This is a genomic window from Streptomyces sp. PR69 (assembly GCF_026420845.1).
Lineage (GTDB): Bacteria > Actinomycetota > Actinomycetes > Streptomycetales > Streptomycetaceae > Streptomyces.
Window position 1 is genome coordinate 32148 of record NZ_JAOWCB010000013.1, and the last position, 21517, is coordinate 53664.

14 protein-coding genes, 1 tRNA gene and 1 pseudogene are annotated in these 21517 nt (G+C 71.9%); 4 read left to right on the forward strand and 12 right to left on the reverse strand.

What is annotated here, in order from left to right; translation table 11 throughout:
• Positions 1-85: 85 nt before the first annotated feature.
• Complete coding sequence (locus tag OF819_RS14915) at positions 86-1453, forward strand: hypothetical protein (RefSeq protein WP_323748928.1); 1368 nt, start codon at positions 86-88, stop codon at positions 1451-1453.
• A gap of 163 nt (positions 1454-1616) precedes the next feature.
• Here OF819_RS14915 and OF819_RS14920 read toward each other — a convergent pair whose 3' ends face one another.
• Positions 1617-4052 (reverse strand): ATP-binding protein, encoded by a 2436-nt coding sequence (locus tag OF819_RS14920; protein ID WP_267243999.1) that lies wholly within the window; start codon positions 4050-4052, stop codon positions 1617-1619.
• A gap of 45 nt (positions 4053-4097) precedes the next feature.
• Positions 4098-6329 (reverse strand): MMPL family transporter, encoded by a 2232-nt coding sequence (locus OF819_RS14925; protein ID WP_267244000.1) that lies wholly within the window; start codon positions 6327-6329, stop codon positions 4098-4100.
• A gap of 202 nt (positions 6330-6531) precedes the next feature.
• On the opposite strand from OF819_RS14925, the gene OF819_RS14930 reads away from it, so the two are divergent.
• On the forward strand, positions 6532-9153 hold the full coding sequence (locus OF819_RS14930; protein WP_267244001.1) for a heavy metal translocating P-type ATPase: 2622 nt from the start codon (positions 6532-6534) through the stop codon (positions 9151-9153).
• 203 nt (positions 9154-9356) lie between these two features.
• On the opposite strand, the pseudogene OF819_RS14935 reads toward OF819_RS14930, so the two are convergent.
• Both OF819_RS14935 and OF819_RS14940 read right to left on the reverse strand, forming a co-directional pair.
• Positions 9357-10194, reverse strand: a pseudogene (locus tag OF819_RS14935) (HipA domain-containing protein).
• A gap of 176 nt (positions 10195-10370) precedes the next feature.
• Complete coding sequence (locus tag OF819_RS14940) at positions 10371-10979, reverse strand: DUF2867 domain-containing protein (protein WP_267244002.1); 609 nt, start codon at positions 10977-10979, stop codon at positions 10371-10373.
• Between the two features lie 98 nt (positions 10980-11077).
• Between OF819_RS14940 and OF819_RS14945 the strand changes: the two genes are divergently transcribed.
• Positions 11078-11635 carry a TetR/AcrR family transcriptional regulator gene (locus tag OF819_RS14945; RefSeq protein ID WP_267244003.1) on the forward strand — a complete coding sequence of 186 codons (558 nt, stop codon included), beginning with the start codon at positions 11078-11080 and terminating at the stop codon, positions 11633-11635.
• Between the two features lie 365 nt (positions 11636-12000).
• Here the strand turns inward: OF819_RS14945 and OF819_RS14950 are convergent.
• From OF819_RS14950 to galU, 7 genes are all read right to left on the reverse strand, one after another.
• A tRNA-Ala gene (locus OF819_RS14950) sits at positions 12001-12074 on the reverse strand.
• A gap of 99 nt (positions 12075-12173) precedes the next feature.
• A complete protein-coding gene (gene glpR / locus OF819_RS14955; RefSeq protein ID WP_267244004.1) occupies positions 12174-13247 on the reverse strand; it encodes a gephyrin-like molybdotransferase receptor GlpR in 1074 nt (357 codons plus the stop codon).
• A 136-nt stretch (positions 13248-13383) separates the two neighbouring features.
• Positions 13384-14016: a GNAT family N-acetyltransferase gene (locus OF819_RS14960; protein ID WP_267244110.1), complete on the reverse strand. Its 633-nt coding sequence runs from the start codon at positions 14014-14016 to the stop codon at positions 13384-13386.
• The gene (locus OF819_RS14965; protein ID WP_267244005.1) at positions 14013-14696 is read right to left on the reverse strand and encodes a MogA/MoaB family molybdenum cofactor biosynthesis protein; all 684 of its coding nucleotides are present in this window, start codon (positions 14694-14696) and stop codon (positions 14013-14015) included. Before OF819_RS14965 ends, OF819_RS14960 begins: the two co-directional genes overlap by 4 nt.
• Positions 14693-15172 carry a cyclic pyranopterin monophosphate synthase MoaC gene (gene moaC, locus OF819_RS14970; protein ID WP_267244006.1) on the reverse strand — a complete coding sequence of 160 codons (480 nt, stop codon included), beginning with the start codon at positions 15170-15172 and terminating at the stop codon, positions 14693-14695. The genes OF819_RS14965 and moaC overlap by 4 nt, the downstream gene beginning before the upstream one ends.
• A 329-nt stretch (positions 15173-15501) precedes the next feature.
• A complete protein-coding gene (glp, locus tag OF819_RS14975; RefSeq protein ID WP_267244007.1) occupies positions 15502-16806 on the reverse strand; it encodes a gephyrin-like molybdotransferase Glp in 1305 nt (434 codons plus the stop codon).
• Positions 16803-17810, reverse strand: coding sequence for a UTP--glucose-1-phosphate uridylyltransferase GalU (galU, locus tag OF819_RS14980; protein WP_267244008.1), 1008 nt, complete (start codon positions 17808-17810; stop codon positions 16803-16805). Before galU ends, glp begins: the two co-directional genes overlap by 4 nt.
• A 134-nt stretch (positions 17811-17944) precedes the next feature.
• On the opposite strand from galU, the gene OF819_RS14985 reads away from it, so the two are divergent.
• The gene (locus OF819_RS14985) at positions 17945-18547 is read left to right on the forward strand and encodes a 5-formyltetrahydrofolate cyclo-ligase (RefSeq protein ID WP_267244009.1); all 603 of its coding nucleotides are present in this window, start codon (positions 17945-17947) and stop codon (positions 18545-18547) included.
• 61 nt (positions 18548-18608) lie between these two features.
• Here OF819_RS14985 and OF819_RS14990 read toward each other — a convergent pair whose 3' ends face one another.
• Entirely contained in the window at positions 18609-21473 is a 2865-nt protein-coding gene (locus tag OF819_RS14990) for a penicillin acylase family protein (protein ID WP_267244010.1), read from the reverse strand.
• Between the last annotated feature and the right edge of the window lie 44 nt (positions 21474-21517).

A 21517-nucleotide genomic window follows, 5' to 3' on the forward strand; every position in this document is an offset into this window, starting at 1 on the left:
CGGCGACCGGCGACCGGCGACCGGCGACCGGCGACCGGCGAGCCCCCTTCATGGCCCTCCCTCCACGCCTCCGCCCGTTTTCGGGATGTCGCCCGACTGGCTGCTGCACCACGGCCGCCCGCTCGCGACCGCCACGGTCCTCTCCCACCCCGAGCAGCTCGAACGCCTCGCCTCCGCGTGTCCGGAGGCCGCCCCCACGGCCGTACTCGCCGGAGACCCCTGCTACGACCGCATCCTCGACGCCCTCCCCCACCGGGAGCGGTTCCGCCGCGCCCTCGGCGTCTCGCCGCACCAGCGGCTGGTCCTCGTCAACTCCACCTGGTCGCCGCGCTCGCTCTTCGGCAGTGAGCACGGCGAGAAGGAGGGGGACGAGCTGCTGCCCTGGCTGCTGCCGCGCCTGGCGGCGGAGCTGCCGGCCGACGAGTACCGGAGCGCCGCCGTGCTCCACCCGAACATCTGGTACGGGCATGGCCCCGGCCAGCTGCGGGCCTGGCTGGACCGGGCCCGCCGGGCCGGGCTCACCCTGGTCCCGCCGCTCGACGGCTGGCGGCAGGCGCTGATCGCGGCGGACTGCGTCATCGGCGACCACGGCAGCGTCACGTACTACGCGGCCGCGATCGGCGTCCCCGTCGTGCTGGGCGCGTTTCCGCACGACGACCTCGACCCCGGCTCGCCCGTCGCGGCCCTCGGCCGTACGGCCCCGAGGCTGCGCCGCGACACCGCGCTGCGCCCGCAGCTCGACGCCCTGGTCGCGACCCATCGGCCCGACCGCTACACGGACCTGGCCGGTCAGGTCAGCTCGTCGCCGGGAGACTCGGCCCGACTGCTGCGCCGGCTGTTCTACGAGCTGATCGGCATCCCGGAGCCCACCGCCCGCGCGGCGCTGCTCGACCGGCTCCCCCTCCCCTCGTACGAACCCGCCGAACGCACCGCGCCCGTACGGGTCCTCACCCGCGTGCTCACCGCCGGGCCGCCGCCCGAGGTGGCCGTCACCCGCTATGCCGACGTGGACGGCGAACCCGAAGGCCCGGACGACGCGGCCGTGCACACGGCGGTCCACGAGGACACCCAGGACCCCGGCCGGCTCCACCTCGCCGATGTGATCGTGCGCCACGGCGCCCCGGACGACCCGCGCCTCGGCCCGCCCGCCGCCTGGGCCGCGGAGGTGCTCGCCCGCCACCCGTACTGCGGGCTCGCGGCCTACGTCGACGGCCCCGACCGCTGCACCGTCCGCACGCGGGACGGCGCGCTGGTCCGCCTCACCGCCCGCCCCGACCCATCCGGCCGCCCGAACCTGTGCGACCCCGCGGCGTACGCCTCCGCCCTGCATGCGTGGCTCGCCTCCGGCAAGTCCCTGGCGGAGGCGGCGCCGGAGCTGGTCGTGGTCACGGGGGCGGGGAGGCACGGGGTGAGGCTGGAGGCTTCTGTTTCCCCTCCCCGCCCCTTCCCGTAACTGGGGGCAAGCCCCCAGCCCCCCGTACGGCCTTCGGCCGTGTCCTCAAGCTCCCCCAGACTTCGTCCGGGAGGTGCCCCTGGGGGCACCTCCGTGGGGGCACCGCCCAGGGGTAGCTGGGGGAGATTGAGGCGCGGGGGCCCGGGGGCGGAGCCCCCGGGGACTACGACGCCCCCAGCTCCGCCAGCCTCCCCCGCACCCGCGCCGCCGACACCCCGTCCCCCGCCCGCCCGTACAGCTCCTCCGCCACCCGCAGATCCGCCGCCTCCTCCGCCCTCCGGCCCAGCCGCCGCGCGCAGCGCGCCCGCAGCTCCGCCGCGTCGGCGTGCTGGAGCTCGGCGCCTTCCCTGCCCATGGTGGAGATGGCCTCGTCGAGGCAGACGCGGGCGAGCTCCGGGTCGCCCGCGTCGAGATGGGTCTCGCCCAGACTCATATAGACGCGGCCCTCGTTGTAGCGGTCGCCGCCGCTCTCCAGCGCGCGGAACTGCGCCAGTGCTTCGTGCAGCAGCCGCACGGCGTCCTCATAGCGCTCCTGTCCGCGCAGGGCGCGGCCGATGTGATGGGCCAGCAGCGCCCGCGCACGCGGCACGTCCCGCTCACCGTCGTCACCGGGGCGGATGCGCTCCAGGGTGCGCCGGGCTTCCCGGAAGCAGGCTTCGGCGTCCCGGTGCCGCCACTGCTTCAGCCTCAGCAGCCCGAGCGCCTCGACGGCGCTCGCCCGCCCGCGATGGTGGCCCGCCGCCCCGTCCACCTCGGCGGCTTCGGTCAGCGCCGTCTCCGCCTCGCTCACCCGTCCGACGCCCATGTGCGCGAAGGCGAGCTGGACGAGGACCCTGGCCACGGCGCGCGGATCGCCGAACTCGTCCTTGGCGCAGCGGCGTGCCGCGGCCACCCCGCGCCGGTGGGTGTCGGTCCACTGTTCATGGAAGCCGAGGCGCAGATGCAAGCCCCACATGGCCTCGCACAGCTGCCACGCCAGCGCGTCACAGCCGTACTGCTCGGCCGCCCTGACGGCCGCGGCCAGGTTCTCCCGCTCGCGGCGGAGTTCGGCGAGGGCGGCGCGCCCGTCCTCGGGGTCGCGGCTCCCGGCGGCCGTCAGCCCGGTGTACGCGGGGCCGAGCCGCCAGCGGCCGGGGATGACGCGGACGTCGGCGGCCGCGGCCGACCGCAGCTGTACGGCGACGGTGCGGCGGATCGCGGCGGCGATCGCACGCTGCCCGTCCACCGCCTCCGCCTTGCGGCGGGCGTGCGCGCGGACGACGTCATGGAAGCGGTACCGCTCCTCGGCGACCTCCTCGATCAGATGGACGTCGGCGAGCTCTTCCAGCAGCGCCCGCGCGCGGGCCTCGCCGACGTCCGCCGCCTTCGCCGCCATCGGCACGGTGACGGCGGGCCACGCCCAGACACCCGCCAGCCGGTACAGCCGCGCGCAGTCGTCGCTCAGCTCCGCGTACGCCTCGTCATGCACACTCTCCACCGGCGTGCCCGGCACCGGCACAGGCACAGGCACACCGGGATCGGGGGAGGCCGCCTCGGACAACTGCCGTTCCACCGCCTCCCAGGTGAGATGCCGGCGTACGGCGACCCGCGCGCCGGTCGTGCACAGCGCCAGCGGAATCCCGGCGCACCGCGCGGCGACCCTGGCCACCGCCCCCAGCTCCTCCCGCGGCTCCTCCCCCTCCTCCTGCGCGCCGCCCGCGATACGCGTGAGCAGCCGTACGGAGTCGTCGTCGGACAGCGGCCCGAGCGGAATGTGCCGCGCGCCGAAGTGGGCCACGAGCGGGTCGAGGCGACGGCGGCTGGTGACGATGACCAGGCAGTGGGCGGACGCCGGCAGCAGCGGCCCGACCTGCGGCGCGGAGGCCGCGTCGTCGAGGACGACCAGCAGCCGGCGGCCGGCCGTGCAGTCGCGGTACAGCTCCGCCTGCCGCTCCTGCCCTGCGGGCATTCTGCCGGGCGGCACACCGAGCCGGTCCAGGAACCGTACGAGCACCTCGGAGGGGGCCAGCGCGGTCGCCTCGGACGCCCCGGCGAGATCCGCGTACAACTGGCCGTCGGGGAAGCGTTCCTTGAGCAGATGCGCGGTGTGCGCGGCGGTGGCGCTCTTGCCGATCCCGCCGGGGCCGGTGAGCAGGACGACGGCGGGGGCGCCGTCGGCGCGGTCCTCGCCGGCCGCCGCCTGTGCGATCCGGCCGGCCACGTCGGCGCGATCGGTGAAGGAGGCCGTGGCGGGCAGCAGCATCCGCGGCCGGGAGACGGCATGCGTGCCATGGACGACGGCTGGAATGGCGCGCGGGCCGAGCAGTTCGGCCTCACGCGCCCAGTCCGCCACCTCGCGGGCGCGGTCCGGCGAGCTGCGGGCGTACCGCACCAAGCGCTCCGCCAGCGCGCGCCGTTCAGCCTCGGTGACGGGCAGCTCAGGCTCGCCCTCCCGGCCCTCCTGGCCGTCGTCGCCTCCCTCGTCTCCGCGGTGGGCTCTGCGCACCAGCCCTAACAGCGCCTCGGAGCTGCGCCGTCCCATCTCGCCGGTCGCGCCGTCCAGGGCGCCTGCGCTGACGGCGCCCAGCGCCGACAGCACCACCGTGAGCAACGCTTCCACGGGTCATCCCCCCAACTCGCCGCCGTCCCCACCGTATCGGGAAGATCAGCCCTTTCGCTCTCCTTCGGCGTCGATGTGCGGCAGGATCCGGTCGAGCCAATGGGGCGTCTGCCATGCGGCCTTGCCCAGCAGGGTCATCACGGCGGGCACCAGCAGCAGCCGCACCACGGTGGCGTCGATCAGCACGCTGACGGCGAGGCCAAGGCCGAGCATCTTCACCACGATGTTGTCATTGATGACGAAGGCCGCGAACACGCTGAACATGATCAGCGCGGCGCAGGTGATGACCCGTGCGGTGATCTCCAGGGCGTGCGCCACGCTCGCCTTGGGGTCGCCGGTGCGCAGCCATGCCTCGTGGACGCGCGAGACGAGAAAGATCTCGTAGTCCATGCTCAGCCCGAAGATGATGGCGAACATCATCATCGGCACATAGCTCTCGATGGGCACGGTGCCGGAGACGCCGAGCGCGGGCCCGCCCCAGCCCCACTGGAAGACGGCGACGACGACTCCGTACGAGGCGCCGATCGACAGCACGTTCAGCACGGCCGCCTTGACGGCGATCAGCACGCCCCGGAAGACGATCAGGATGATCAGGAAGGCGAGGGCGACGACGACGGCGATGATGTACGGCAGCTTGCTGGAGACGATCTCCAGAAAGTCGACCTGGGCCGCGGTCGTGCCGGTGACATATCCCTTCGCGGCGGTGCCGGAGACGGCCTGCGGCAGGGTGTCGCCGACGAGCCGGTTGACCAGGTCGGCAGTGACCTCGCTCTGCGGCCGCTCGGCTGAGTAGGCGGTGGCGATCAGCACATCGCCGTCCTGTGTCGGCTGCAGCGGGGTGATGACGGCGGCCCCGGGCACGTCGGCAAGCGCCTGCTGGGCCTGGGAGGCCAGGTCCGAGCGGTCGGCCGCGGGCACGGACGACTGGTCGATGACGACGGTCAGCGGTCCGTTCGAGCCCGGTCCGAAGGCGTCGGTCAGCAGATCGAAGGCGCGCCGGTCGGTGAAGCTCGTGGGGTCCGCGCCGTCGTCGATGTGCCCCAGCTGAATGGAGAACAGCGGGATGGCGAGCACGGCGATGACGGCCACCCCGCCGGCCAGGAAGTGCCAGGGCCGGCGCTCGACCCGCTGGGCGTACCGGTGCCACGCGCCCGACTCGACGCCGGCTTCCTCCTGCACTTCGGCGATCGGCTTGCGCACATGGAACCGGTCGATGTTCCGGCCGATGAGACCGAGCAGGGCGGGCACGAGCGTCAGGGCGCCGAGGACGGCGGAGACGACGGTGACGGCGGCGGCCACACCGAGTTTGGCGATGAAGCCGATGCCGGAGACCGAAAGACCGGTCAGCGCGATGATCACGGTGCAGCCGGAGACGAGGACCGCGCGCCCGCTGGTGGCCGCCGCCCGCCCGGCCGCGCGGACGGGGTCGACGCCGTCCATCAGGGCCTGACGGTGGCGGGTGAGCAGGAAGAGCGCGTAGTCGATGCCCACCCCCAGGCCGATCATGGTGGCCAGGGTCGGGGAGACGGTGGCGAAGGTGAAGGCCGCGGCGAGCAGGCCCAGCCCCGCCAGTCCGACGATCACGCTGATCAGCGCGGTCAGCAGGGGAACCCCGGCGGCGATGACACTGCCGAAGCCGACCAGCAGCACCAGGATCGCCACCCCGAAGCCGATCGCCTCGCTGAGCCGGTCGTCGGCCTCGGGGCGCGCCAGGTCGCCGAGCGGACCTCCGTACTCCACCTCCACCCCGGCGGAGCGCAGCGGCTCCACGGCCTCGTCGACACCGTCCAGATAGGAGCTGCCCAGCGTCGAGGGCGGTACGTCGAACCGCACGGTGATGTACGCGGTGGCCGCGTCCTGGGACAGCGGCCCGACGTCCTGCTCCGACTGCCCGTCCTGCCCGTCCTGTTCGTCCTGCGGGGGCGGTGCCTGCTGCGTCAGCGGGTTTTGCGCGGAGAGCACATGGGGCAGCTGCTGCAGACCACCGACGGTGTCGGACATCTGCGGTCCGAAGTCCGTCAGGGGCCGCTCGGCGTCATGCAGCACGATCTGACTGCTGTATCCGCCGGCCGCGGGCTCATGCTCCTTCAGCACCTGCAGCCCCTGATAGGACTGCGTATCCGTGAGCGTGAAGTTGTCGGAGTAGTCGCCGCCGTAGATCCGGTCCAGCGCCTGTACGCCGCCGACGGCGGCCAGCCACGCCACGATGACCACGACCCAGTGCCGCGCACACCACTCCCCCAGCCCTCGCAGCGCTCCCGCGCGACCCGACGCCATGTCATCACTAAAGCCGCGGGCGTGGCGGACGGCCAGCACACCGGAGCCGAACCAGTGAAGCGCCGCCGCAGCGCCCCGCCGCGCCTGCCTGCGGCGGGTCCGGGGCCGGACGGTCCAGGGCCTGTGGGCCGTTCCGCCCCCTGCGGGCGGGGGCGCTTCGTCGCAGAGTGGAGGAAGGAGCGACAAGGGAGGCGAGCGGCTCATGGGCGCCCTCGACGTCGTGGTGGTCCTGGCCGCCGCGCTGCTGATAGCCGGGCTGGGCTGGTTCTTCTTCGGACCGCGCCGGGCCGGCGCCGCCAGGGTCGAGGGCGGGGTGCAGCGGGTGCAGATCACGGTGCGGGGCGGCTACAGCCCCGACCTGATCAAGGTCCGCCAGGGGGCGCCGGTGGAGCTGGTGTTCGACCGGCGGGAGGCGGGTGAGTGCACCTCCCGCGTCGTCTTCCCCGACCTCAAAGTCGGCGCCGGGCTGCCGGCCCACACACGTACCACCGTGCGGCTGTCCCCGGACCGGCCCGGCTCCTATGGCTTCGCCTGCGGCATGAACATGATCCATGGCACGCTCCTCGTCGAACCCGCCGACGGCTCCACGGGCGCGCCGTCTGCCCCCGACGGCCATGGCCGCGTCGCCGAGCCTGAGGGGCCGGCGGCCGGAGGGCCTCCCGGAGAAGAAGTGCCTCCCGGAGGAGCAGGGCCTCCCGGAGGAGCAGGGCCTCCCGGAGGAGAGGAGCGGACGGCCGCCGAGGCGGAGGCGGCGGACGCCGCGGAGCGGCAAGCGGAGATCGCGGATCTGACCCGCAGGGTGCTGGTGGGCGCGGTGCTGACCGCCCCGGTGCTGTTCGCGGTGATGGCGCATGAGCTCTTCGGCGTCGGCTGGGTTCCCGGCTGGATGCTCAACCACTGGCTGCAGCTGGCGCTGATCACTCCGGTGATGTTTTACACCGGCCGGCCGATCCATGTGACGGGCTGGCTGACCCTGCGCCACCGCTCCGCGGACATGAACAGCCTGATCACTCTGGGCACGAGTGCGGCGTACGGCTACAGCCTGCTGGTCACCCTCGCCCCCGGCCTGCTGCCTGAAGACGTACGCGAGGTCTACTTCGAGGCCGTCGGCGTCATCCTGACCCTGATTCTGCTCGGCCGGCTGCTGGAGGCGCGTGCGAAGGCGGGCACCGGCGAGGCGATCCGTACGCTGCTGGGCTTTCAGGCCCGTACCGCGCGTGTCGTACGGGACGGCACGGAGAAGGAGATCCCCGTCGAGGACGTGATCGTCGGGGACGAGATCGTCGTCCGACCCGGAGAGAAGATCCCCGTCGACGCCGAGGTTCTCTCCGGCTCGTCCGCCGTGGACGAGTCGATGGTCACCGGTGAGCCGATGCCCGTCACCAAGCGCGCCGGGGACGCCGTCGTGGGAGCGACCGTCAACGGCACCGGCTCCCTGCGGGTCCGCGCGGCCAGGGTCGGCGCGGACACGATGCTGGCCCAGATCATCCAGCTGGTTCAGCAGGCCCAGGCGTCCAAGGCCCCGGTCCAGCGGCTCGCCGACGCGGTCTCCGCCTACTTCGTCCCGGCGGTCATCGCCATCGCGATCGGCGCCTTCGCCCTGTGGTTCACGATCGGTCCGGCGCCCGCGCTGACCCTTGCCCTGGTCTCCGCGGTGGCCGTGCTGATCATCGCGTGCCCGTGCGCGCTGGGCCTGGCCACACCGCTGTCGGTGATGGTCGGCACCGGCAAGGGGGCGCAGGCCGGCATCCTGATCCGCTCCGCCGAAGCACTGGAGACGGCTCACAAACTGGACACCGTCGTACTGGACAAGACCGGCACCGTCACCGAGGGCACACCGGTCCTGACCGACGTCCACCCGGCCGACGGCGTCGACGGGACCAAGCTGCTGCGCCTGGCAGCGGCTGCCGAGGCCGACAGCGAGCACCCGCTCGCCCAGGCCATCGTGGCCGGTGTCCGCGAGCGCGGGCTGTCCTGGCCGGCCGCGACCGGCTTCGACTCGGTCACCGGCAAGGGCGTCCAGGCCGCCGTCGACGGGCACACGGTGCTGGTCGGCACGGCCCGGCTGCTGGGCGACTCCGGGATCGACGCCACCGCACTCGCCCGCGTGGCGGCGGACTTCTCGGCCGAGGGCAAGACGCCCGTCCTCGCGGCCGTCGACGGCCGCCCCTCCGGCGTGCTCGCGGTGGCGGACACGGTCAAGGGCGACTCCGCCGCCGCCGTCGCCGCCCTGCGGCGCCTGGGCGTCGATGTCGTGATGCTCACCGGGGACGACGCCCGCACCGCCGCCGCCATCGCCGCCCAGGTCGGCATCGGCCGGGTGCTGGCCGAGGTGCTGCCCGAGCACAAGGCCGACGAGATACGCCGACTGCACGCCGAGGGCCGCACGGTCGGCATGGTCGGCGACGGCATCAACGACGCGCCCGCCCTGGCCGCCGCCGATGTCGGCCTCGCCATCGGCACCGGCGCCGACGTGGCCATCGAGGCCGCGGACATCACCCTCATCTCCGGCTCCCTGAGCGGTGTGGTCACGGCGATCCGGCTGTCGCGGGCCACCATGCGCAACATCCGGCAGAACCTGTTCTTCGCCCTGATCTACAATGCCGTCGGCGTCCCCCTCGCCGCAGGCGCGCTGTACCCGCTGTGGGGCATCCGCCTCAGCCCGATCATCGCCGCCGCCGCCATGGCGCTCAGCTCGCTGTCGGTGGTCGCCAACTCCTCCCGCCTGCGCCGCTGGCACACCTCCGCACTGCCGGACACCCGGCCCCCGCGCGTCCGGCCTCACGTGGAGTCGCACGCCGACACCAGCGGCGAACACCGGTGACCGCCGCCCCGCCGCCCACGAGGCCGCTTCCTCACCAGCGGCCACCCGGCTTCCGGCTCCGACGGCCCGGCCCAGTTCCCTGCGGCCAGGCCCAGGGCGCGGTCCACCAGGTGAGCCGCAGAGCGATCGGACGGGATCTCGTCAACCAATCCTGAGCGAACTCAAGAACGCTCCGTCAGTGGGGTGTTCACGAGTGAGTCGGATCAGGGACGACCCAGCAGTCTAAAGATCGCCTCCCAGGAGGCGGTGATCGTTCCCCGCCAGACAGTCAGCGACTGCGGAGTCCCAGCCATCGAAGCCGCGAAAGTCCTGGGCCAGGCAGCGGCGATGTTTTGAGGTACGGCCTGACCGTCAGGGCCTGGCCACCAGCGAGCCTTGAGTACCGCGAGTGGCAGCTGAGCAGTACGCGCATCGGCTCTCGACGAGGGCCGAGCTGTCCGGTCATCGTCAGGGGCTGTTGAGCAAACGCCGCGCGGAATCGGTGATCCATGTCCCGATCGTGGTACGCAGGCTCTGGTTGTCCGCGAGGTGTTCCTCGAACTGCGGCCAGTGGACGCGGGTCCGCTCGATGGTCTGCGCAGCCTCCTCTCGCAGCCGGGCATCGCTCGTACCGAGACGACGGTCCAGGGCACGTTCAAGCCGGTCGAGTGCGGCGAGCCGTACCCGTTCGGGACGCGGCGGTCACGACAGATCAGGGACCGGTTCTTCAAGTGGGCATCTCCATTGCCCACCACCACGGAAAACGCGATACGACGGGAAGCCTCGCGCAGCGAATCCACATCGTGGCCGCGATAGGCGATGGCCGCGACCGTCTCAAACGACGACTGGTACTTGTCCTGCGGATACTTGTCCCCTGACCTGAGCGAAGTCCTCAACGTGGACGGGTGTGCGGTGCTCATCTCCGGTCCGGTCGAAACGGCGGACGGCGCAGGCCCAATGTTCGCCGTTCGGCCACATGCGGTCGGGCAGACCTTCGAGCTCGTCGCGGTGCATGAGGCGAACGTCCGGGATGTCCAGGCCTGCGGCCCGGGCCAGAGACATGATCGTGAACTCGTTGCGCGGGACATCTGGGTAGCGGTGGTCGGGAGCCCCTGCCGGATCTCTCCGACAGGGGCTCTGACGTCTGTCGGGTGTTCACGAGCGCTCGCCACCTGCGATGCCGCGCCGCCCTGAAGATCCTTCCCCGTCCGCCGAGTGATCGTTCTCCGGAAGCAGGCTCAGCGTGCCGTTCGCCGCGTCGCGTTCTCTCGCCACTCCCGGCCGATCGATCGCATCAGGGCCGGGTACACCCCCAGGTGCCTGAAAGGTTTGATGGCGAGCATGTACAGGGAGCCGAGGCGACCGTTGGGCTTCACCAGGACGGCCATCTGGCCGCGATAGCCGCCTTCCCCGTCCGAGACCCAGCCGATGTGCATGACCCCATGCACGGTCTTGTTGGCGTACTCGGCGGCCCACTCGTCATGCGTCTGGAAGACCGATGTGAAGGGCGCCGCGCTGAGGTCGGGCCCCCGCGGACCCTCGCGCAGATCGTCCGGCAGCCGGTCGCGGAGCGTCGCCACCCTGCCGCCGACGCCCGAGTCCGGCTTGTCCCAGCCGAGCAGCGCGCCGAGCTTCCAGCGCACCGCGAAAAGGAAACGGCCCACGCGGTTGTCGCCGTCCGGACCGTCCTTGCCGTCCGCCATCTGCTGGACCAGGTGGTGCAGGTCGTCCGGGCCGCCCGGCGTCGGCAGCGCCCACACATCCTCGAGCCGGAAGTCGCCCGCTATCTCGTGGATCCGCCAGGGGCGGGACGTGTGGTCGGTTGAGGGAAGACGCAGTTCGCTCATGGGCTGACCCCTGTCTATACGGCGACGTATAGATCGAGCATAGACCCGCCTATACGGCTCCGTATACTTGGCAGGAGCAATGTGAGGGGAGACACGGTATGGGCGCGATCCGTACGCCGCGGGACAAGTGGATCGAGGAGGGGCTGCGGGCGCTCGCCGTCGGCGGCCCAGAGGCCGTCCGGGTCGAGGTCCTTGCCCAGGCGCTCGGCGTCAGCAAAGGCGGTTTCTACGGCTACTTCCGCAACCGCGCCGCCCTGCTGGAGGAGATGCTCGACACCTGGGAGCGCGGGGTCACCGAGGATGTCATCGAACGGATCGAGCACGACGGAGGCGACGCCCGCGAGCGGCTCGGGCGTCTCTTCGACTTCGTGGAGTCCGGCGAGGCTCCCGTGACCAGCGCCGGGGTCGAGCTCGCGATCCGCGACTGGGCCCGGCGCGACGAAGGCGCCGCACGTTGCCTCCGCCGTGCCGACAACCGGCGCATGGACTATCTGCGCGAGCTCTACGGGGCTTTCTGTCCCGATGAGGACGATGTCGAGGCCCGCTGCCTGATCACCTTCTCACTGCGCATAGGCGACCCTCTCATCGCAGCCGACGACGGCCCGCGCAGCCGGACGGAAGTCCTCGCCGCAGTGAGGAAGCGGTTGTTGGGCTAAGCGGAACAAGCCCAGACCGCAACCAGTCCTGCTTTTGCCGCACTTCAGCGGCGAGTGGTGTCGGGTCGCCCGCCGTTCCACAGGAGGCCTACCGACCCGAGCGAGCGAACATCGAGGGACGCTCTGCGATCTTGTTGCGGCTCACCCTACGTTTGGCTTGGGCTTCAACTGCCGTTGGGGCCGTGGTGCCGGCAGGGAGAGGGCGGACCGCGAGGGCCGACGACCGTCAGGCAACCGCTCCCGGCACCGAACGCGTTCGGACAACACCTCGAACAGACCCCGGAAACGCCGAGATCCCGTCCGATCAATCAGATCGGACGGGATCTCGTGAACTCTTCCTGAGCGAACTCAAGAACAGTCGTCTGTGGACCTGAGGGGATTTGAACCCCTGACCCCCTCGATGCGAACGAGGTGCGCTACCAGTCTGCGCCACAGGCCCTTGCGACGTGAGAAACCTTAGCACCCCATCCGGGATGCTTGGAAATCCGTTCCCCGCTGGTCATCGGGCGGGCGGTCCGCAGGGCGGAGCGTGTGGGGGTCACTCGTTGGCCGCGCGGGGGCGGTCGTCGTCGGCGTACTGGTCGAAGAGGGGGGTGCGGCTGCGGTCCGGGCGGGGGCGGCGTGGGGGGGCCGGGGTGGGGTCCGCGGGGGAGGAGCGGGCCGCGCTCCAGGTTTCGGGGTCGCCCACCTCGACGCCGCTCGTGGCGCGTGGGGCCACGGGGGCGGTGACATAGGTGGGGAGCGGGACCGGGACCGGTTCCCAGCTGTCGCCGCGGGCGGGGCCGCGGTCGCGCTGCTGGTCGAGCCATTCGGCGTGGTCGGTCTGCTCGACGAGCGCGCGGCGGCCAGCCTCCTGCGGGGAGAGCGCGGGGGCGGGCTCGGGCGCGGGGTGCGGCTCTGGGTCCTCGTCCGGCGGGGCTGCGGTCTGCGCGGCCGCTTCCTGCTGGCGGCGGGGGCGGCGGCTCTCGCGCAGGCGCTGCGCCGCCGCCTCGGCGCGGCGGCGGTCCATCGTGAACTCGAAGCGGCGGCGCTCCTGGGCGCGCAGATGCACGATGTACGTGCTGAGCAGCACGGCCGGGATGCCCGGGGCCCACAGGAAGCCGACCCCGCCGACCGCGGCGACGATCGCGCCGAGTGAGAAGGCGAGGAAGAGGATCACGGTGGTGCGGCGGCGTCGCGCCAGGACCTTGCTGCGGCGGGCACGCTCGGCGGCGGCCCCGTTCAGCCGCGGTCGGGCGCGCGGGCCGGGCGGGCGCCCCGGGCGGCGCTCCGGGAGGCCGTTGCGGGCTTGGGCACGGCCTTCCGTACGGCCCTCGGCACGGCCTTCAGGCGCGGCGAAGGCCCGGACGTCCACGGAGCCCTGGGCTTCCGTGAGTGCGTCCGGGTCCGCGTCGGGTGTCTCGCGCCCTTCCGGCTCCGCCGTGCGTCCCCGCAGCTCCTTGGCATACCGGCGCTCCATCGCCGCGCGTCCGGACAGCAGCCGGATGGCGGTGGAGAAGCGTTCCGTCGGACGTGCCTCATTGAGCTCGTCCTGCCTGCGGAGCCACATCGGCACCAAGTAGGCGGCCCAGGCCCCGACGATGACTGCGTAAATGAGGCCGCTGCTGCTCACGCATCACACGGTAGAGGGGTTGGCGCAAGCGCATCGGCCAATTGGCGCGGTGTGTCGCACGATCTGGCTGATATCACGGAACTTTTTTGTGATTGTTCGGATCAGACGATGGTCAAGGCCAATCAATTTCGAACACTTATTTTATTTCTGGTCTGGTCCCAGGTCGTGCCTGGTGCCAGCGGTGCAGCAGCCCCCGCGGGATCTCCTCGGCCGTCAGCGCGAAGACCAGATGGTCCCGCCATGCACCGTCGATGTGCAGATAGCGCGGACGCATCCCCTCCTCCCGGAATCCGAGTTTCTCCACGACCCGGCGGCTGGGGAGGTTCTCCGGGCGAATGCAGACCTCGATGCGGTGCAGTCCGACCGACTGGAAGCAGTGGTCGACGGCGAGCGCCACGGCGGTCGGCATGACGCCGCGGCCCGCGACGGCCCGGTCCACCCAGTAGCCGATATGGCCCGAGCACATCGAGCCCCAGGTGATCCCGGCGACGGTGAGCTGGCCGACGAGCTCTCCCCGGTACTCGATCACGAAGGGGAGCATGCGCCCGGCGTTGGCCTCCGCCCGCAGATGGCGGACCATCTGCCGGTAGGTGGGGCGCTGGGTCACCGGGCCGCCGGGGGCGGGCGGCGGCACGGTCGCCTCCCAGGGGCGCAGCCAATCGCGGTTGCGCTGGTTGACCTCCCGCCAGTTCCGCTGGTCGCGCAGCTTTATGGGGCGGAGGACGACATCGCCGTCCGCCAGCACCGCCGGCCAGGGGGGCGCGTTCAGCTCGTACTCCCCTCAGTACTCGTACTCCCCTCAGTACCCGTACCTGTGTCGGAACCCGTGCTCGTGCTCGCCCCGGGGCGGGGGTGGTCTCCGCCGTGGATCTGGTCGACCGCATGGCGCAGCACCATGCGCAGCACCGCGAGGCCGTCGCGCACCCCGCCCGTCGAGCCGGGCAGGTTGACGATCAGCGTGCGGCCCGCGACGCCGGCGAGCCCACGCGAGAGCGCCGCCGTCGGGACCTTCCGAGTGCCATGGGCGCGGATCGCCTCGGGGATGCCCGGGATCTCGTAGTCCACGACGGCGCGGGTGACGTCCGGGGTGCGGTCGGTGGGCGAGACGCCGGTGCCGCCCGTGGTGAGGATCACGTCGTACCCCTGGCCGACGCCCTCGCGCAGGGCCTGTTCCACGGGTGCGCCGTCAGGGACCACCCGCGGGCCGTCCACCGTGAAGCCCATCGAGGCGAGGCCCTCGGCGAGGACCGGGCCGCCCTTGTCCTCGTAGACGCCCGCGGAGGCACGGTTGGACGCGGTGACGACGAGGGCCCGGTACGGGCGGTCCGCGCCCTCGGCGGGTACGGAGGCCGGAGCGGGAGCACCGGCGGTTGCGGAGGCCGAGGCGGAGGCCGGGGCGGGGCCGTGGCTGTGGACCCGCACTTCGCCCGCGCGCGCCGCCCGGCTCATGACCGGCTCCAGTCGCCCGACTTGCCGCCCGTCTTCTCCTCCACCCGCACGTCCGTGATCACCGCGCCCTTGTCGACCGCCTTGACCATGTCGACGACGGTGAGGGCGGCCACGGAGACGGCGGTGAGCGCCTCCATCTCGACGCCCGTCCGGTCCGTCGTCCGGACGGTGGCCGTGATCTCCACGGCGTCGTCCGCGACGGCCAGATCGACCGTGACGCCCGAGACCGCCAGCGGATGGCAGAGCGGGATCAGATCGGGGGTGCGCTTGACGCCCATGATCCCGGCGATGCGCGCGGTGGCGAGCGCGTCGCCCTTGGGCATGCCCTCGCCCCGCAGCAGTTCCACCACGCGGGGCGCGACCAGCACCCGGCCGCTGGCGCGGGCGGTGCGGGCGGTGACGTCTTTGCCGGAGACATCCACCATGCGGGCCGCACCCGCGTCGTCGATGTGCGTCAGCCTGCCTTGCGTACTCATCTGCTGTGGCGCTCCCGGTCGGGCCTTGTCAGGCGTGGCCTGGCGGCCGCCCGGCGTGCTGCCGGCGCGGCCTCGCGGCCTGCGGGTGTGCGGGGCCGCGGGCCTGTGTGGTCAGACACCGTACCGCCACCGTATGCCCGTCACCCGGTCAGTACCGCCGCTGCCGCGCCTGCGCCCGCCGTTCCCGTCCGCAGGACCCCGCTCACAGGAACCGTCCGCCGGTCCGCCCGCGGGTACCCGCCCGCTGGTCCCACCCGCCGTACCCGCCCGCAGGGCCCCGCCCGCCGGTCCCGCCGCAGGAACCCGTCCACCGGACCCCGCCCGTCTTGTCACCCGAGCAGGACGACGTCCACTTCCGCGCCAGGCTCGGCGGACGCCTGGGACTCCGGGATCACGATCAGGCAGTCGGCGTGCGCGAGGGCGGCGATCAGATGGGAGCCCGAGCCGCCCACCGGGGAGACCGTGCCGTCCTGACGGTCGTACGTCCCCCGCAGGAACTGGCGCTTGCCCTCCGGCGACGTCAGCGCCTTGTCGGCCTTGAGCACCGCCCGCGCCCGCGGCCGGTGCAGCTCCTTCAGGCCCATCAGGGCGCGGATCGCGGGCCGTACGAACAGCTCGAACGACACATACGACGAGACCGGGTTCCCGGGCAGGGCGAGCAGCGGGGTGTGCTCCGGGCCGATCGAGCCGAAGCCCTGCGGCTTGCCCGGCTGCATGGCGAGCTTGCGGAACTCCACGCCGCTGCCCGGCTCGTCCTCGTCGCCGGCGGAGGAGAGGGCCTCCTTGACCACGTCATACGCCCCGACGCTTACGCCGCCCGTGGTGACCAGCAGATCGGCGCGGATCAGCTGGTCCTCGATGGCGGCGCGCAGCTCGTCCGCGTCGTCGGTGACCGCGCCGACGCGGTAGGCGAGGGCGCCCGCGTCGCGCGCGGCGGCGGTGAGCGCATAGCTGTTGGAGTCGTAGATCTGGCCCTCGCCCAGCGCCTCGCCCGGCTGGACCAGCTCGCTGCCGGTGGACAGCACCACGACGCGCGGCCGCGGCCTGACCCGTACGGTCGCCCGGCCGATGGCCGCGAGCAGGCCGATCTGGGGAGGTCCGAGGACGGTGCCCGCCGCCAGCGCCACCTCGCCCGCCTGGACGTCACTGCCGCGTGCGCGCACATGCGCGCGTGCCTCGACCGGGCGGTGGACCCTGACCTCGCCGCCCGCGGCCTCGGGGGCCCGGCCTGCCGGGAGCATCGTCGAGGCCGCGCCGCCGCCCGCGCCGCCGTCGGTCCACTCGACCGGGACGACCGCCTCCGCACCGGGCGGCAGCGGCGCGCCGGTCATGATCCGGGCGGCTTGTCCGGGACCGACCGCCGGCAGGCCTCCGCTGCCGGCGGCCACATCGCCGATGACGGTGAGGACCGCGGGATACTCCTCGCTCGCCCCGGCGACATCGGCGGTGCGGACGGCGTAGCCGTCCATGGAGCTGTTGTCGAAGGGGGGCAGGGCGACCGGCACGGTGACGTCCTCGACGAGGACGCATCCCTGGGCGTCGGGGAGCTGGAGCTCGATCGGATCCAGCGGGCGGATCGCGCCGAGGATGTCCTCCAGATGGTCGTCCACCGACCAGATCGCACCGCTGCTCACGCTTCCTGCATCTCCCCGGTCATGTCCTTCGCCGTGTCCTTCGCCGTGTCCTTCACCGTGTCCTTCTTCATGTCCTGCTCCATGCCCTCCTTCATGTCCTTGGTCATCTCCTCGGTCACAAAGCCGCGCAGCCAGGTCCGGAACTCCGGTCCCAGGTCTTCACGTTCGCATGCGAGTCTGACAATGGCCCGCAGATAGTCGCCGCGGTCGCCGGTGTCATACCGGCGGCCCTTGAAGACGACGCCGTGGACGGGCCCGCCCAGGGACTCGTTCTCCGCGAGCTTCTGCAGTGCGTCGGTGAGCTGGATCTCATTGCCGCGGCCGGGCTCGGTCTTGCGCAGTATGTCGAAGACGGCCGGGTCCAGGACATAGCGGCCGATGATCGCGAGATTGCTCGGGGCCTCCGCCGGGTCCGGCTTCTCTACGAGGTCGGTGACCCGGACGACGTCGGCCTCGCCGGTCGCCGTCACGGCGGCGCAGCCGTACAGATGGATCTGCGCGGGGTCGACCTCCATCAGCGCGATGACGCTGCCGCCCTTCTGCTCCTGGATCTCGACCATGCGGGCGAGCAGCGGGTCGCGGGGGTCGATCAGATCGTCGCCGAGGAGGACCGCGAAGGGCTGGTCGCCGACGTGCGGGGCGGCGCACAGCACGGCGTGGCCGAGGCCGCGCGGGTCGCCCTGGCGCACATAGTGCATGGTGGCCAGGTCGCTGGACTCCTGGACCTTCGCCAGCCGGTTGGCATCACCCTTGCGGGTGAGCGCCTCCTCCAGCTCGTAGTTGCGGTCGAAGTGGTCCTCAAGGGGGCGCTTGTTGCGGCCGGTGATCATCAGTACGTCGGCGAGGCCGGCCGCCACCGCCTCCTCGACCACGTACTGGATGGCGGGTTTGTCGACCACAGGGAGCATCTCTTTGGGGGTGGCTTTGGTGGCCGGCAGGAACCGGGTGCCGAGGCCCGCGGCCGGGATGACAGCCTTGCTGATCCTGGGGTGCGACTGAGTCATGCGGGCACTTTAGCCGGTGGCTATGGGCCGAAGATGAGCTTCCGGTTAACTTCCAACTCATAAAGCTTCATAAAGCTGGATACGAGAGGTTTGAGGGACGAGTGATAGACCCAGACATGGCGGGTACGCACGGAATGCCCGATCCTTCCGCCAAGGCAGCCTTGCGGCGTGAACTCCTCGACGCGCGGGGGCGGCTGTCCCCCGATGAGGCGCGGGCCGCCTCCGCGGATCTCTCCCGCCATGCGCTCGCCCTGCCGGAGCTGGCCGACGCGGGCACGGTCGCAGCATACGTCTCGGTGGGGCGCGAGCCCGGCACCCGGGTGCTGCTCGATGCGCTGCGCGACCGCGGCGTACGGGTCCTGCTGCCGGTGCTGCGGGAGGACAACGACCTCGACTGGGCGGTGTACGAGGGGCGGCAGCGGCTGGCGCGCGCCCGCCTCGGACTGCTGGAGCCGGCCGGCGAACGGCTCGGCGTGCAGGCCGTGCTGGAGGCCGGCGCCGTGCTGCTGCCGGGTCTCGCCGTAGATATGCGGGGCATGCGGCTGGGGCGGGGCGGCGGCTCGTACGACCGGGTGCTGGCCCGGCTCGCCGCGGCGGGCGCGGACCCCGCCCTGGTGGTGCTGCTGTACGCGAACGAGGTGGTCGGACGGGTCCCGGAGGAGCCGCACGACCACCCCGTGCACGCGGTGGTGACGCCCGAGTCGGTCAGGCGCTTCCCTGACGGGCGGCGCGCTTAGTCACCTCTGGCCATCTCTCTGGCCTCCCCGTCGGCCGCCCCTCTGTCCGGCCCTGTTCGCCTCACCCCTTCGGGGTGAGGGTGAGCGTGTCGACGGTCGCCGCGTCGACCGCCTGCTTCCCGAAGGCCCAGTCGAGCAGCTCGCCCTTGGCCCACTTGTCGGTCTGGTCGGTGTAGTGGGCGTGGTACGCGTGCCCCGACGCGCCGGCCAGATTGATCCAGCGGGACTTGTCCCAGTCGCCGACGGTGACAACCATCCGCATCGACGGCACCCAGACGACGTCGTATCCGGCGGCCGCGTTCCAGCCGGTGGCGTTGACGGCCGCCTCGCCGCCGCCCAGGTTCCACGGGCCGCGGTTGAGGATGTGCTGCAGGAAGCCGGGCCCCTCGGCGCCGAGGGTCTGGTTCTTCAGGGTCAGCTGGTGCAGCCGTCCCCAGGTCCAGGTGGAGGCGTCCTTGCCGAGCTTGGCGGTCAGCTCCCAGCGGGCGTCCTTCATGGCCCGCGCCAGCAGCTCGTCACGGGTGGCGGTCGCCTTGTCCGTACGGCTGCCAGCGGAGCGCCACCACTGGCTGTTCTCGTCCTTCAGCAGCCGGCGCACCACCTCGTACCAGCGGTCGCCGCCGTCGGGCTGGGCGGAGTCGCCGTCGCGCTCGCCGCACTCGCGCACCCACTCGCCCAGGTCGTCGTCGGGAGCGGTGTCATCGGCCGGGCGGACGTTCAGGCACTCGCCCTCGACGCGGACCTCCTTGGGCAGCTTGTTGCCGAAGGACAGCTTGAGGACATTGCGCCAGACGGCGTTGAAGTACGCGGCCGCGCCCGAGTCGGGCTCCTGGGTGTAGTCCCAGCCCTCCAGCAGCTTCTGTGCCTCGCGCACATATGGGTCGGAGACGTCGATCTTCAGCAGATAGGGAGTCAGCAGCTTGGCGATCTCGCTGCTGTTGTCCATCTGCATGGTGCGCATGTCCTCGGTGGACACCTTGCCGCCGCCCTGGATCTTCGACTCGATCAGATCGTTGATCCGCTGGCTGCGCGCGCCGTAGCCATAATCCTCGGTGATCAGATACGGGTACTTCCCGGCGTCGACCACCGCCTGGTTGGCGGTCACGATGTAGCCGCGCTCCGGGTTGTACTCGTACGGCAGCTCGTCGAAGGGGATATAGCCCTTCCAGCGGTACGCGGGGTCCCAGCCGGGCGCCGGGGTCCTGCCGTCGCCCTTGGCTCGCTGGGGGATCTTGCCGGGGGCCTGGTAGCCGATGTTGCCCTTGGCGTCGGCGTAGATCAGGTTCTGGGAGGGGACCTCGAACTGCTTGGCGGCGGCCCGGAAGTCCTTGAAGTCCTTGGCGCGGTTCAGGCTGAAGACCGCGTCCATGGAGGTGCCGGGCTGGAGCGCGGTCCACTGGAGGGCGACGCCGTAGCCGGTGGCGCGGTCGGGGGCGGAGTTGGCGACGGGGGCGCGCTGGCCGACCGACTCCAGCTGGGTGCTGCGGTCGGAGACCAGCGGGCCGTGCTCGGTCGAGCGGACCGTGATCTTCTTGTCCGCGCCGCCCGCGACCTTGATGACCTCGTCGCGGACGGTGAGCTTCTTCCACTTGTCGCCCACGAGGTAGTCCTCGCCGTCGAGCTTCTCCAGATAGAGGTCGGTGACGTCCGCGCCGAGGTTGGTGAAGCCCCAGGCGATGTCCTGGTTATGGCCGATGATCACACCGGGCATGCCGGAGAAGGTGTAGCCGGCGGTGTCGTACGTGCAGGAGTCCGAGGCCTTACGGCAGTGCAGGCCCATCTGGTACCAGAGAGAGGGCAGCTGCGGGGCGAGGTGCGGATCGTTGGCCAGCAGCGGCTTGCCGGTGGTCGTGTACGTGCCGGAGACGACCCAGGAGTTGGAGCCGATGCCGCTGCCGTTGGGGCCGAGGAGCTCCGGGATGGCGTCGAGGGTGTCGGAGAGCGCGGCGAGCTGGGAGGAGAAGCCCCCGGTTCCCGCGCCGCTGCCGGCGCCTGAGCCGGACCCGACGCCCGTGCCCGTACCGGAGCCCGTGCCGGAGCCCGTTCCCGTACCGCTGCCGGAGGATGAGCCGTCGTCCGATGATGAGCCGTCACCCGAGGGCGAGCCGTCGTCCGAGGACGACCCCTCTCCGCCCGAGTCGTCGGAGGGCTTGGCGTCCGGGTCGTACTTCTCCGTGACGGGGTCGATCCCGCCCTCCTCGACGATCGGCTTGTTCCGGTTGTACGGATACGGCGGGTACAGCTCCTTGATCTGCTTCTCGTCCAGCCTGCTGGTCAGCAGCGAGCGGTCGATCTCGTCCTGCATATTGCCGCGCAGGTCCCACGCCATCGCCTTGAGCCAGGCCACGGAGTCCACCGGGGTCCACGGCTCGGGCGTGTAGTCGTTGGAAAACGCGAGCGCCGCGTACTCGACCGAGATGTCCCTGCCCTCGCGCCCCTCCAGGTAGGCGTTGACGCCGTCCGCGTACGCCTGGAGGTTCTTCTTGGCCTCGGCGGACAGCTTGGTGTCGTACTCCTGCTGCGCCACCCGCCGCCAGCCGAGCGTCCGCAGGAAGGCGTCGGTCTCGACCTGCCCCGAGCCGAACATCTCCGAGAGCCTGCCCGCGGTCATATGGCGGCGTACGTCCATCTCCCAGAAGCGGTCCTGCGCATGGACGAACCCCTGGGCGCGGAAGAGGTCTTCGTCGCTGTCCGCGTAGATCTGCGGAATGCCGTAGTCGTCGCGCTTGACCTCGACCGGGCCGCTCAGACCCGCGATCTCTATGGTCCCGGTGGTCTGCGGGAAGGACGCGCGCACGGCGCCGACGCTCCAGTACGCCCCATACCCGATGCCCGCGATAAGCGCCAGCACCAGGACGACGACTAGCAGTCGGGCGCGTCGCCCCTTCTTCTTCTTGGGGGAAGAGGCGGTTGTGTTGGAGGGCATCGCTGTCCTTCGAGGGGCAGGGTGGTCCTGGAGTGCTGGAGCAA

Bases quoted from the DNA above. Each gene is read 5' to 3' on its own strand.
- OF819_RS14930 (WP_267244001.1), top strand. From the start codon at position 6,532: ATGGGCGCCCTCGACGTCGTGGTGGTCCTGGCCGCCGCGCTGCTGATA.
- OF819_RS14915 (WP_323748928.1), top strand. From the start codon at position 86: ATGTCGCCCGACTGGCTGCTGCACCACGGCCGCCCGCTCGCGACCGCC.
- galU (WP_267244008.1), bottom strand. From the start codon at position 17,810: ATGACTCAGTCGCACCCCAGGATCAGCAAGGCTGTCATCCCGGCCGCG.
- OF819_RS14925 (WP_267244000.1), bottom strand. From the start codon at position 6,329: ATGGCGTCGGGTCGCGCGGGAGCGCTGCGAGGGCTGGGGGAGTGGTGT.
- OF819_RS14945 (WP_267244003.1), top strand. From the start codon at position 11,078: ATGGGCGCGATCCGTACGCCGCGGGACAAGTGGATCGAGGAGGGGCTG.
- OF819_RS14990 (WP_267244010.1), bottom strand. From the start codon at position 21,473: ATGCCCTCCAACACAACCGCCTCTTCCCCCAAGAAGAAGAAGGGGCGA.
- moaC (WP_267244006.1), bottom strand. From the start codon at position 15,172: ATGAGTACGCAAGGCAGGCTGACGCACATCGACGACGCGGGTGCGGCC.
- OF819_RS14965 (WP_267244005.1), bottom strand. From the start codon at position 14,696: ATGAGCCGGGCGGCGCGCGCGGGCGAAGTGCGGGTCCACAGCCACGGC.
- OF819_RS14940 (WP_267244002.1), bottom strand. From the start codon at position 10,979: ATGAGCGAACTGCGTCTTCCCTCAACCGACCACACGTCCCGCCCCTGG.
- OF819_RS14985 (WP_267244009.1), top strand. From the start codon at position 17,945: ATGCCCGATCCTTCCGCCAAGGCAGCCTTGCGGCGTGAACTCCTCGAC.